This is a genomic window from Pseudoalteromonas galatheae, assembly GCF_005886105.2.
Lineage (GTDB): Bacteria > Pseudomonadota > Gammaproteobacteria > Enterobacterales > Alteromonadaceae > Pseudoalteromonas > Pseudoalteromonas galatheae.
In genome coordinates this window covers 2,086,185-2,098,726 of sequence record NZ_PNCO02000001.1, presented here as the reverse complement: position 1 = coordinate 2,098,726, position 12,542 = coordinate 2,086,185, and the positions used below count along the sequence as shown (strand labels likewise).

Sequence of the window (12,542 nt, the reverse complement as noted above, 5' to 3'; positions counted from 1 at the left end):
AAGAATTATCGACAACACGATCGTATAAGGGCTTTTTAGCCTTTGCTGTTGCTGTTTTTAGCGAGACTTGTTAAACACAAGTTTATTGTTTAAAACAACCCACTAGGTTAACAGACCCGATAACATACGCCTTACCTTCTACTAGGTACGCAGTGTTGAGATGACACGGGAAGTGCGTTATTTACCCCAATGTGCAATTGAGTAAATAACCATGAATTACTAATAATTTTGGTGGAACCATTATGCAACAGTTACCTACCGTAGACTATCAATCGCCAAATGCTGCGAAAGAATTTGTAGAATCTTTAAGAAACACGGGTTTCGGTGTACTAAAAAATCACCCAATCCCACAAGAGTTGGTTGAATCAATCTACAAACATTGGCAAGAATTTTTTAATTCAGAAGAAAAACACGAGTTCCTTTTCAATAAAGAAACCCAAGATGGTTACTTCCCACCAGAAGTATCCGAGGTTGCGAAAGGTTTTACAGTAAAAGACATTAAAGAGTACTTTCACGTTTATCCAAAAGGTCGTGTACCGGCTCAATTAGAAGCAGAAATTCGTGAATATTACCGTTTAGCGAACGAGTTTGCGCAAGAATTACTAAGCTGGGTACAAGCTGAAGCGCCTGAAGATGTGAGAGCGAGATTCTCTATTGATCTCAAAGATATGATCAAAGAATCAGAGCAAACATTGCTGCGTATTCTTCATTACCCGCCGATGACAGGTGATGAAGAACCGGGTGCAATTCGCGCCGCAGCTCATGGTGATATCAATCTACTTACTGTATTGCCTGCGGCAAATGAGCCTGGCCTACAAGTGCAAAGACAAGATGGCAGCTGGTTAGACGTACCATGCGACTTTGGTTCGCTAATTATTAACATTGGTGACATGCTACAAGAAGCGTCGGGTGATTACTTCCCATCGACAATTCACCGTGTGATTAACCCCACAGGAAAAGCGTCGACGAAATCTCGTATTTCATTGCCACTATTCTTACATCCAAGACCGGATGTTGTGTTGTCAGAGCGTTACACTGCAGATAGCTATTTGCAAGAGCGTTTAAGAGAACTTGGGGTTAAGTAATCTAGACTTACGATAGCGAATAACCTGAACGATAAGGTTAAATCTTTAAAGCGACTTGATGTAATATTGAGTCGCTTTTTTATTATGTGTCTAACAATCCCTAATCTCTGTTAGCCCTTGTAATTTGACGATTATTGCAATTTTTCACTGACAATCCTCACAAACTATGCAATATTAGTTTTTTTCAAAATGAAGAAATTTCTTGAAAAATTTAATGACAACGCTGTCATTTGTTGTGTAACATCAATTCAACATGAATGAAAAACCGTGTCCAACGAAAACAATAACGCGGTCTAATCCAGAACAAAGTAGGGGTCTTTACATGATGGCTAAACAGGTTAACCAAGACCAACTATACATCGGCGTCGATGGTGGTGGAACAAAATGCCGCGCTACAATTTATTCTCTTCAACATGGCGTTTTGGGTACGGGTCTAGGCGGTCCTGCGAATCCCCTACATGGTCTAGAGCGCACGCTTGAATCTATCATGGTGTCGACACAAATGGCGTTACAAGACGCGGGTCTTCGTGTTGAACAAGTACATGAGCTAAATGCAGGTCTTGGCCTTGCAGGTGTTAACTTACCCGCGCTCTATGACAAAATCATGCAGTGGGAACATCCCTTTAAACAAATGTTCCTTACCACAGACCTACACACCGCGTGTATTGGTGCTCATGAAGGTAGCGATGGTGCCGTGATTATTACGGGCACCGGTTCCTGTGGTTTTGCGTTAGTTGATGGTAAAACAGTGAACTATGGTGGTCATGGTTTTGCGCAAGGTGATATGGGCAGTGGCGCTTGGATGGGATTAGAGGCGGTAAAAGCTGCGTTACTCGATCTCGATGGCCTTGGCGAAAAAACGTCATTGAGCCGAGTATTGCTAGAGCATTTCAGTGCGAAAGGGGCAATGGGTATTGCAGAGCAAATGGCGGGGCAGCCGTCTAGCGGCTATGCAAAGCTGGCTCGTTATGTATTAGAGCAAGCAAAGCTAAATGATGAAGTTGCCCTCTCAATTGTGAAGTCAGGTGCGGAATATATCAGTCGGTTAGCGCAGCGTTTACTTGAATTAAACCCGCCTAGACTCTCTATGATCGGCGGATTATCCGAGCCGCTACAACCTTGGCTCGACCCAGACGTTGCAAAGCAAGTCCAATTACCAAAGCAACCTCCTGAAATGGGGGCTATTTACTTTGCTATTCAAAGTGCAGGTCAAGAATTTAAAAAGGCGAACTAATGACAACTCAATGTTATTTTGCTCCAGAGTTTTTTGATGGTGAATGTTTTAAAAATAACGTTTTTTTCGAGGTAAAGAACGGTCAAATTCGTTATGTAACTGAGTCGCAAGTAACCAATGTTAGGAAACTTTCAGGGTTGGTTGTTCCAGGCTTTATTGACGTTCAAGTTAATGGTGGTGGCGGTGCATTTTTTAACGCCGAGCAATCGACGGCATGCTTGGCGACTATGGTTAGAGCACATGGCCAATTTGGTTCCACGGGATTAATGCCAACCCTTATTACTGACAAGATTGAAGTGATGCAACAAGCGGCAGACGCAACAGCAGAAGCGATTGCTACTAATCAGCCCGGAGTGCTTGGGATCCACTTTGAAGGTCCACACTTATCTCATCCTAAAAAGGGTACGCATAGCGAAAAGTTCATCAGACCAATTTCAGAGCAAGAATTTGCGGTTTACGCGCGTCAAGATTTAGGCATCAAAATGGTGACTTTAGCACCTGAAACCGTGCCACTTAGTGATATCGAACGCTTGATTTCATTGGGCGTAAAAGTGTGTATCGGTCATTCAAACGCGGACTATGACACCGCTAACGCTGCACTAAACGTTGGCGTGGATGGTTTTACGCATCTATTTAATGCAATGTCTGCGTTTACTTCCCGTGAGCCGGGCGTTGTCGGTGCCGCGCTTTGGAATGACAATAGCTGGTGTGGTTTGATTGTTGATGGTCATCACGTTCACCCATTGTCGGCGCAGCTTGCGATTCGTACTAAGCAGCGTGGCAAAATGATGCTAGTGACGGATGCCATGCCTCCAGTTGGGACAGATGATACGGAGTTTGACTTTTTTGATGGCAGAAAAGTTATTCGTACCGGTGATCGATTAAATTCAACAACCGGTGAGCTTGCTGGCAGTGTATTGGATATGGCAAGTGCGGTGCGAAATACCGTCAATACGCTTAACGTGAGTCTAGCGGAGAGTTTGCGCATGGCCTCTCTTTACCCTGCGCAATATCTTGGCTTGTCCCAAAAGGGGCATCTAAGATCGGGTGCTGATGCTGATTTCGTGGTGCTCGACAGCGATTTGATTGTGAAGCAAACCTATATTGGTGGTCAGTTGTTATAACTGATTTGCAATTGAATAGTGGGCCGAAATGGCCGTTTAAGTTTCCCTGATAAAACCCCGCAGCAGTACCGCGGGGCTTTGTTTTTTTAGCTTAACCGGTATTTGGTTAAGCATTGGTGGATCGACAACTCAGGAAGTTAGAGTAGTGTGCGTAATGATGCAGTCGCGATTGCAACGCGCATCAAAACTCACCTTGAGGCAAATGGATTTGCGTGATTGAGCGCTCCATAGTAAATGTTTTCACGTGGATAAATAACAATGACAACGAATAATAAGCCAAAGCGACTTGCGTCTTTAGATGCCTTACGCGGCATGGATATGTTCTGGATCTTAGGTGGCCAGTCTATTTTTGCGGCACTGTTTGTACTAACTGGGTGGCAAGGGTGGAAGGCGTTCGAAGCGCACACGCTGCACAGCCCTTGGCATGGCTTCACTTTTTATGATCTTATCTTTCCACTATTTATCTTTTTATCGGGTGTGGCGATGGGCTTGTCACCTAAACGTATCGACCATCTGCCCTTTAATGAACGTAAACCGTTTTATCTCAAAGCACTGAAGCGCCTTTTGTTACTGTGTGCTTTTGGCGTGTTATACAACCATGGTTGGGGAACTGGGATCCCAATGGATCCTGACGGTATTCGCTACGCCAGTGTATTAGGTCGTATCGCGTTTGCTTGGTTCTTTTGTGCTTTACTGGTTTGGCATACCAGCTTGCGAACCTTAGCCTATGCGGGTTTAGGCATATTGTTATTTTATTGGTTACTGCTTTGCTTTATCCCGGTTCCTGGTGGGCAAGCGGGGGACTTAAGTGCAAATGGTGTTGGTAGTTGGAATGCGTTTATTGATACGTATTTTCTACCAGGGATCAGTTATCAAAACCGTCCGGTTGACCCAGAAGGTGTGCTGTCAAGCTTACCTGCCATTGTAAACGCTATCGCAGGTGTATTTGCTGGTCGTGCGATTGCCAATGCACAAACGCAAGGAGAGTGGAAAACCGTTGGTATTTTGGCAGCCTCAGGTGTACTCGTCTTAGCACTAGGTTGGCTTTGGGACATGCAATTTCCAGTTAATAAAGAACTGTGGACAAGCTCATTTGTGCTAGTAACCGTTGGCTGGAGCGCAATTCTACTTGCGGTATTTTACGCGATAGTAGATGTACTGAGTTTTCAGCGTTGGGCGTATCCATTTGTTATTATTGGGGCTAACTCCATTATTATTTATTTAGCATCAAGCTTAGTGAATTGGACCTTTATTAGTAAAAGCGTATTCGGTGGCGTGATCGCCTCAGTGCCAATTGCGTGGCAACCATTAATTGCTGTTTTTGCGCTACTGGCGGTACAGCTTTTAGTGCTGCATTGGATGTATAAACGCCGTATTTTTGTAAGTGTATAATAATCACAAGCCTTCTTCCAAAAAGCCCACCGTTTTGGGCTTTTTAACATCTTTCGATTGCATAGAGTAAAAAATATCCATATTTTTTTTTCACTTTTGCTTTACAAGCGAATTATTTCTGATAATAATGACAGCGTTGTCATAATGGTAATAACCTAATGTTGTGTATCCCAATTAGGTTCGATCTGACCTTGCTTTGATTGCACGCGAGGCAAGGCTCAGATCCCATTTTATTCTAATCATCTCAACATTTGGTTAATCGTATGCAAGTAGTCATTTTAAAAGACGCTGCCGAAGTGGCAGCATATGGTGCAGACATTTTTACAACGCAATTAAAGCGTAAAGCTAACTCTGTGTTGGGATTAGCGACGGGTTCAACACCGGTCGCTTTGTATCAAGAATTAATTAAGCGTAACCAAGCGAACGAAATCAGTTTTGCTGAAGTTACCAGCTTTAACCTAGATGAATATTTAGGCTTAGATGGCTCGCACCCACAAAGTTATCGTTACTTTATGCAGCAGCAGCTGTTTGACCATATCAACATTGATAAAAGTAACACGCACGTACCGCCGGGGGATGCAAAAAATCCAATTACGGCGTGCGGCGAATATGAAGCGCGTATTAAATCGGCTGGTGGTATTGATGTACAACTGTTAGGTATTGGCAGAAATGGCCATATTGGCTTTAACGAGCCGTCTTCAGGCTTAACGTCACGCACTCGGGTTAAAACCCTAACGAAAGCGACGATTGATGATAACGCCCGTTTTTTTAAAGCAGATGAGTACCAACCTCACTTGTCAATCACTATGGGTATTGGCACGATTTTAGATGCTAAAAAAGTCGTGTTATTAGCGACTGGTGAAAATAAAGCTGATGCCGTTGTTGCTATGGTGGAAGGCCCGTTAACGGCAGCGTGTCCGGCTTCGGCACTACAAATGCATCGTGATGCTGTAATCGTCATCGATGAAGCTGCGGCATCTAAGCTAAAAGATATTGAATTCTATAAGCATATTGAAAACGAAAATCAAAAGCTGTTGGACTATCTTGCCTCTCTGTAGTGTGAAATCACACTGTAGTTTTCAAAAGCCCATTTATGGGCTTTTTTTTTGCCTGTACCTTTGTGCTATGGTAGCTTTAAGGTCTCGCCGAGGTGGATAAATTGTTCCAAAACACGAAGGGATAGGGGCTTGCTGTATTACACTCAAATGACGTTGGACAGAGCATCTAACGAAAGAAAAGATCAAAACTGGTTATTATCTCAAATGGGTGACAACAGTCGCTGGTTATTAATTCAAGACGACGCTAATTTAGTGCATGCCCGAGATAATGAATTACACTATCTTTCTCGCACAGAAGTCGCTGATTTAGCACTTCAAGACGCGATATTCTTAGGTCGTGACGAAGCGCACAGCTATTTTGCGCTTGATGTCTCCAAACAACAAGAAAAGCTTTCTTTTATTGACTCCGAATCAGAATTTATCGATATGCGCCAAGTGGGTCGTAACTTACCAAAGCAACAGGGCTCAATTGGTGTGCTTGCACGAGGCTTATGTTACTGGCATAAAACCCATTGTTTTTGCGGGCGTTGTGGGCAACCCAATAAAATGGTTGAAGCAGGTCATGCAAGACGTTGTGTTAACCCTGAATGCCGCCATATGACGTTTCCACGTACAGATCCCGCCGTTATCATGCTTGTCACTCATGTTTTCCCTGATGGCGTTGAACGCTGTTTGTTGGGCCGTCAGGCTGTTTGGCCAGAAGGTGTATTTTCGACGCTGGCTGGGTTTGTTGACCCCGGCGAGACGTTAGAGCAAGCCGTGATAAGGGAAGTGATGGAAGAGGCGGGGGTTGAAGCATACGACGCCACTTATATTGCCTCACAGCCTTGGCCGTTCCCGTCTTCACTTATGCTTGGGTTTATCGCGAAGGCGAAAACCACAGAGATTTTTGTCGAGCAAGATGAGCTTGAGCAAGCTAAATGGTTTTCACGGGCGGAGCTTAATACATTTTCAGAGTGGGGTGATACAAAGCCCGGCTATAAACTCACCAGAGAAGACTCTATCTCCAGATATTTAGTTGAATACTGGCGTGCACAATCAGAAGAGTAATTATGAAAAAGCATACTAAAATCGTTGCTGCTGGAAGAAAAGCAGAATATACCAAAGGGGTAGTAAACCCAGTTGTTCAGCGCGCCTCTACCGTAGTTTTTGAGAGTGTTGCCGAAATGCAAGAAGCGATAAAAGGCCGTGGACATCGCACCCTGTTTTACGGCCGCCGTGGCACCAATACCCATTTCGCCTTGCAAGATGCCATTACTGAGCTTGAAAATGGTGCGGGTTGCGCCTTATATCCGTCTGGTGCTGCTGCTATCGCACAGTCACTACTGTCATTTTTAAAAGCAGGCGATCACCTGCTGATGGTGGATACTGCCTATGAACCAACCAGAGATTTGTGCGATAAGTTGTTAAAAGGTTATGGTATCGAAACCACTTATTATGACCCTATGGTTGGCGCTGGTATTGACGCGTTAATTCAAGACAATACCAAAGTGTTGTTCTTAGAGTCTCCAGGTTCAATCACCATGGAAGTTCAAGACGTGCCAGCGATGGTTGAAGTTGCAAAGCGCCGTGGCGTTATCACTATGCTTGATAATACGTGGGGTAATGGCTGGCAGTTTCGTCCGCTCGATCATGGTGTTGATATCAGCATTCAAGCCGCAACCAAGTATATTGTTGGGCATTCGGATGTCATGATGGGGGTTGCCGTTGCAAATGAGCGCTATTGGCCTGAGCTTAGAGAGCACTCGTATTTACTTGGTCAATGTACCTCTGCAGATGATGCCTATTTAGCACTACGTGGGTTACGTACTATGCCTGCAAGGTTAAAACAGCACGAGCTGTCGGCAATGACAGTGGCGAAATGGCTCGAAACGCATCCGCTCGTGGACCACGTTAGACATCCCGCTTTTGAGACTTGCCCAGGCCATGAATTCTTCAAGCGAGACTTTGATGGTAGTAATGGTTTATTTTCAATCGTAATGAAAGAAGGTAGCCAAAAGGCGATTAACCGCTTCTTAGATGCCTTATCCCATTTTAAAATGGGTTTCTCATGGGGCGGCTATGAAAGTTTAGTTACAGCTAATAAAACCATGGAGCATTTGCGATCAACCACAGGTTGGGCATTGGGCCCCGTGATCCGCCTTCACATTGGTCTTGAAGACGTAGAAGACTTGATAGAAGATTTAGAACACGCACTTAAAGTCTACGAAAAAAACCTCGGTAAATCTTAAAATTTCGGTTCGACTTATTGGTATGGGGTGCTTCATTTTAAGTGAGCTACCTCGGACTTATTTATACCATTTTGAAGGTCGCATGTTTTTCATCACCTTGACCCAAGTAGTGCCATTACCTAATACTTCCGTTTCATAATTCTCCAAAATTTGTAGACGCAGGTCATATAAAGCTAGTTTTATGGCGTTGAAAGGAGTAACTTTATTTACGTATTTTTGCCAGCTTTACATAAATAATACATAGGAAATTTCAAGGAGAATTATATGATGGAAGTAATGTGGAGTAGTATCAGCGTCATAAGTGCGCTTGTTTACATAGGTTTTATTTTTTTATGTATACCAATTCCCCTCTTTATTTACCTTATTTCAAAGCGAGTCAAAGAAATGAGAGATTTAGCGGTGGAATCAAGGATGGAAATTAAAGAGATCAATGCCAGTTTGAAGTACTTTAAGCGTAAGTACAGGGAATCTATAGAGGAAGGTAATATTTAAGACTTACGTCACAAGAGTATTGCAACCCAAATTCAAGGAAAAGTGATGAAATTAAATTTATTGATTATGTTACCGGTAATCTCACTCAGCGCTTGTGTAGTGATGCCAGTTCAAGATACCGCTCACACCAACAAGTGCGAGATTTCATCGGATAGAAAAACCCTAAAGATAGTCGATGTTGCAGACGAAACCAATACGTATTATTCCGTGAGTGGAATTATATTAACGCCGATACTCGTTCCTACTACTGCTATTATTTCGGGAACTTATGTGCTGGCAAATAATGCCTATCGTCTTGGGGAAGAGACGATAAAATGCGAGAGCAAATCTTAAAACCAACTACAGATTTGTATAATTGTTGCGTCGTGTTTTGTATTTGAACATAGCGCAACGCCTCAAAACCACTTGTGCGAGCACCTTGGTTTGCTGTGTTTTTACTTATATAAAGTTTCTAACCTTCAGATATCGCCTTTTTACAACTATCTTCTAATGTATTGAAAAATATAGATTTTTTAATGCTTTTGAGTTGTTTACGTTTAGTTTTTCCCATTCAGAGCGAACGTCCATATATGTCACTTATTTTCTCCTTATTTTCCTCTCAAGTAGGCTAACGCGTTAAGTGCAATTTTTTGTGTGTTGATAGCCACATTTCGTTTGTTGGCAAGGAAGACTAAAAATTGTGTAACCTCTTCCGTTCCCATTGTCTCAGGGTGACGCTTGTGGTAAAAGTTAATGAATCCCTTAATCCAATATAGGTAGGTTTTTTCTGTACTAATGCTGTAACCACGTATACACATTTCTTCCTGAAGACCTTTCAGAAATGGGCTTTTTAGACTCATGATAACTGCTTACCTTATGTGGCTGTGTACATATACAGTGTTATCTGAAGTTCTCGGATATCAAGGAAAATAATGAAAAAAATTTTGCGCGTTTACGTATGAATAAATAAAAAATGTTACTTTTATCAATAGGTTATTTTTTTTGATTTGAGATAATAGGTTTGGGAAACGCGCATGCGCATTTTTCCAGATGGTATATTTAGCAGAATGCTGATAAGTTCTTTGCATACTGATAGTTAACTGTGCGCGTTTTCATTGGTCCAACGAGGTAAACGCGCATGCGCACGAATAAAATGTTAGCTTTCTTTAGCATAAGGAGAATACCGATGAAAAATGATGTAAAGGAGTTGCTCATTGTTCAACAGCAAAATTTTTTCTATTCAACGGTAATTAAACTAATTATCGCTGGGCTAATGTGTATAGGTGGTTTTGTTCTGCTTATTCTAGGTGTCACAGGTTCTGTAGAAATTGTGGTGAATGCTGTAGATATACAAGGTAAGTTGGTAAATGCTAGTCCGGGAATTGTTTTTGTGTTTTTGGGGATGCTCATAATTATTAAAACCCATCACAAATCACATCAAATTGTTAAGCTAGATAGTGAAGGCACTATACGAGAGTTTGATGGTGGGCTTGCTCACGGAATGACGTATACGCAAAATAAAGAGCAACTCAAGACTTCTAGGGATAAAGATAATGTAAATTGGTATAAAAAGCTGTTGTAACAAAAGCTAACAAGTCGTTTAAAAGGACAAAAAACAGTTGGCTTTTGTTCCTTCGTCACTAATTTTAGCCAACTATTTTATTGCCTATTAACGAGGCGTTAGCAATATTATTTAAATGGAGTGGTAGATGACGAAGTGTCCAATTTGCTCTAAAAATAGACCACTAGAATCACATCTATTTGAGCTTTCGGAACTCTGTAAATATTTAGGTAACTCAGTTGAGTTTACTCAGCATGGCACTACTCGCATAGTGAAAACATCAGTTATAGGAGACTGGTTAAAACTTGCTGCTCATTTAAAAAGAGTTGATATGGAGTGGTGGCGATATAGAGATGAAGTGTCAGAAATGTATTGTCCTTCAGATATTGACGATGAGGCGCTAGATGAGGAACATTTCACACAATACTCTACAGCATTAACTCGTTTTATGTACGTTGCAAATGCAATGGAAGAGGCTTATCGGTTTATTGATAAGGAGTATCATTCTTTGGATGTTGTTACTAATATGCCACAGAATAAACGGCTTCGAGAGCCAAGCATGAGAGCAACAGTGGTAATTGACCTTCTTCCCAAAGAGTCTTTGCCTGACAATTTTTTTCATATAATGAAAAACTTAGAGATAACTTTTAGAAAGTATATTGACCACTTTTCTTTAAGAGTCAATGGTATAGATGATGTGAAGGAAACCGATAATAGCGCTGGTTTGCATTTTATCAGAAATCTTCGAAATCACATTGCTCATGGTGTCTTCCCAATAATTGACAATCCAGAGTATTGGGGAGGTGAAGACAAAAAGAGAAACTTGTTGAATCTCCTTTTTCACGCTTCCAGGGCAAGTGCTGTTTACATTCAAGCAATTCTCTTTAACTTTAACGAAGGTTTCCAGTTTCACGACTACTTTTATATGAGAGATGTATGGGATGAAGAAGGCGACTATTTTGAAAGTAATTGTACTGTCGAAATAGCAAAATCTTTGCATTTGGCTGGTACGTACAGTTTTTCAGATCCTGTTGCGTCATATTGCTAATACGGTAAATCGCTCGGTAAATCGCTGACACCCACCACTAATTTGCGGTAAATCGCTGACACCCACCACTAATTTGCACCTTTCTAAGATACCGCCTAAGCTTTAATTCTGCACTCAAAGGATTGAGGAAACCAAACTATGGCTACTGCCCGTAAAAAGCAAATCAGTTTAACCGACACCAAATACTACCACTGTATCTCCCGTTGCGTAAGGCGTGCGTTTCTGTGCGGTGAAGATAAATTTACTGGCAAATCATACGAACACCGCCGGGATTGGGTTGAAGAAAAGCTATTGATGTTGGGGTCTGTGTTTTGTATTAATGTCAGTGCTTATGCCGTGATGAGTAATCACACTCACATTGTTTTATACGTTGATGATACAAAGGCTAAGCGCCTGTCGGATGAAGCGATTGTGATACGGTGGCACAAGTTGTTTAAAGGCAATTGGATAAGCCAAAAATTTACTGAAGGTGAGCCACTCAATGAGTCGGAGCAGTTGATACTCAATGAGCATGTCGCCAAATACAGAGAAAGGCTCGCAGATATTAGCTGGTTTATGCGAGTACTCAACGAAGATATCGCCCGCCGAGCAAATAAAGAAGATAATTGTACAGGTCGGTTTTGGGAAGGACGATTCAAATCCCAAGCACTACTGGATGAAGCTGCACTGGCTGCCTGCCTCGCTTACGTAGACCTAAACCCCATTAGAGCCAAAATTGCCGCAACGCCTGAAACCTCAGACTACACCAGCATCAAAAAACGCATCGACCATGCAAAGCTGGGAAAACAACCAAAAAGCCTACTACGCTTTGCTGGCAGCCCACGAAAACATATGCCAAAAGGCCTGCCTTTTGAACTCAAATCTTATATTGAGTTAGTTGAACTCACAGGCCAGTGCATTCGAGCCGACAAGCGAGGCTATATCTGTGAGTCTCAACCCATTCTTACTCGATTAAATATCGAACCGGAGAACTGGATAAAACTCACTACGCAATTTTCTCGGGCATTCCACGGTGCAGTTGGACGAGAGCGAACAATAACCGCTTACTGCGAAACACTTCAAAAACGACGACGGACAAACCTAACAAACTGCGAGCGCTTGTTGGCTTAGCAAAACTCACATTCTCAACGCTAGAATTTCATACTGCTGTATTTGCAGCGCGTTGTCGTGCGTGATAATCCTGTTTTAGTGTAGAGATATGCTTGAGTGCTAAAAAATAACCTATTGATGAGCGTTTTTGACCAACGTGATGGAAGTATTTTCATACTTTTTTACTTGGCCTCCTCAGATCGGGTGTTAATGATAGTAATGAAAGTGGGTGTCAGCGATTTACCATCT

General features: G+C 42.3%; 12 protein-coding genes and 1 pseudogene. 12 read left to right on the top strand and 1 reads right to left on the bottom strand.

Features of this window, described 5'->3' with window-relative positions; translation table 11 throughout:
* Positions 1–242 precede the first annotated feature (242 nt).
* The 9 genes from CWC29_RS09220 (at position 243) to CWC29_RS09180 (ending at position 8,949) form a co-directional block, all read left to right on the top strand.
* The gene (locus CWC29_RS09220) at positions 243–1,085 is read left to right on the top strand and encodes an isopenicillin N synthase family dioxygenase (protein ID WP_128725349.1); all 843 of its coding nucleotides are present in this window, start codon (positions 243–245) and stop codon (positions 1,083–1,085) included.
* Between the two features lie 322 nt (positions 1,086–1,407).
* Positions 1,408–2,319 carry an N-acetylglucosamine kinase gene (gene nagK / locus CWC29_RS09215; protein WP_128725348.1) on the top strand — a complete coding sequence of 304 codons (912 nt, stop codon included), beginning with the start codon at positions 1,408–1,410 and terminating at the stop codon, positions 2,317–2,319.
* Positions 2,319–3,443 (top strand): N-acetylglucosamine-6-phosphate deacetylase, encoded by a 1,125-nt coding sequence (nagA, locus tag CWC29_RS09210; protein WP_128725347.1) that lies wholly within the window; start codon positions 2,319–2,321, stop codon positions 3,441–3,443. Before nagK ends, nagA begins: the two co-directional genes overlap by 1 nt.
* 258 nt (positions 3,444–3,701) lie before the next feature.
* Positions 3,702–4,835, top strand: coding sequence for a transmembrane glucosamine N-acetyltransferase NagX (gene nagX, locus CWC29_RS09205; protein WP_138523731.1), 1,134 nt, complete (start codon positions 3,702–3,704; stop codon positions 4,833–4,835).
* A gap of 263 nt (positions 4,836–5,098) precedes the next feature.
* The gene (gene nagB, locus CWC29_RS09200; protein ID WP_045988699.1) at positions 5,099–5,893 is read left to right on the top strand and encodes a glucosamine-6-phosphate deaminase; all 795 of its coding nucleotides are present in this window, start codon (positions 5,099–5,101) and stop codon (positions 5,891–5,893) included.
* 147 nt (positions 5,894–6,040) lie between these two features.
* Positions 6,041–6,943: an NAD(+) diphosphatase gene (gene nudC / locus CWC29_RS09195; protein WP_128725380.1), complete on the top strand. Its 903-nt coding sequence runs from the start codon at positions 6,041–6,043 to the stop codon at positions 6,941–6,943.
* Positions 6,944–6,945: 2 nt separating this feature from the next.
* Positions 6,946–8,124 carry a cystathionine beta-lyase gene (locus tag CWC29_RS09190; protein WP_128725345.1) on the top strand — a complete coding sequence of 393 codons (1,179 nt, stop codon included), beginning with the start codon at positions 6,946–6,948 and terminating at the stop codon, positions 8,122–8,124.
* Between the two features lie 264 nt (positions 8,125–8,388).
* Positions 8,389–8,616, top strand: coding sequence for a hypothetical protein (locus tag CWC29_RS09185; protein ID WP_010378049.1), 228 nt, complete (start codon positions 8,389–8,391; stop codon positions 8,614–8,616).
* A gap of 45 nt (positions 8,617–8,661) precedes the next feature.
* Positions 8,662–8,949 carry a hypothetical protein gene (locus tag CWC29_RS09180; protein ID WP_128726402.1) on the top strand — a complete coding sequence of 96 codons (288 nt, stop codon included), beginning with the start codon at positions 8,662–8,664 and terminating at the stop codon, positions 8,947–8,949.
* Between the two features lie 257 nt (positions 8,950–9,206).
* Here CWC29_RS09180 and CWC29_RS09175 read toward each other — a convergent pair.
* A pseudogene (locus CWC29_RS09175) lies at positions 9,207–9,455 on the bottom strand (site-specific integrase); the annotation flags it as partial.
* Positions 9,456–9,781: 326 nt separating this feature from the next.
* Here CWC29_RS09175 and CWC29_RS09170 point away from each other — a divergent pair.
* The 3 genes from CWC29_RS09170 to CWC29_RS09160 all read left to right on the top strand — a co-directional run bounded on the left by CWC29_RS09170 (position 9,782) and on the right by CWC29_RS09160 (position 12,314).
* The gene (locus tag CWC29_RS09170; protein WP_138523733.1) at positions 9,782–10,177 is read left to right on the top strand and encodes a hypothetical protein; all 396 of its coding nucleotides are present in this window, start codon (positions 9,782–9,784) and stop codon (positions 10,175–10,177) included.
* Positions 10,178–10,304: 127 nt separating this feature from the next.
* Positions 10,305–11,204, top strand: coding sequence for a hypothetical protein (locus CWC29_RS09165; RefSeq protein ID WP_138523734.1), 900 nt, complete (start codon positions 10,305–10,307; stop codon positions 11,202–11,204).
* Positions 11,205–11,342: 138 nt separating this feature from the next.
* A complete protein-coding gene (locus CWC29_RS09160; RefSeq protein WP_167815421.1) occupies positions 11,343–12,314 on the top strand; it encodes a transposase in 972 nt (323 codons plus the stop codon).
* Positions 12,315–12,542: the final 228 nt, after the last annotated feature.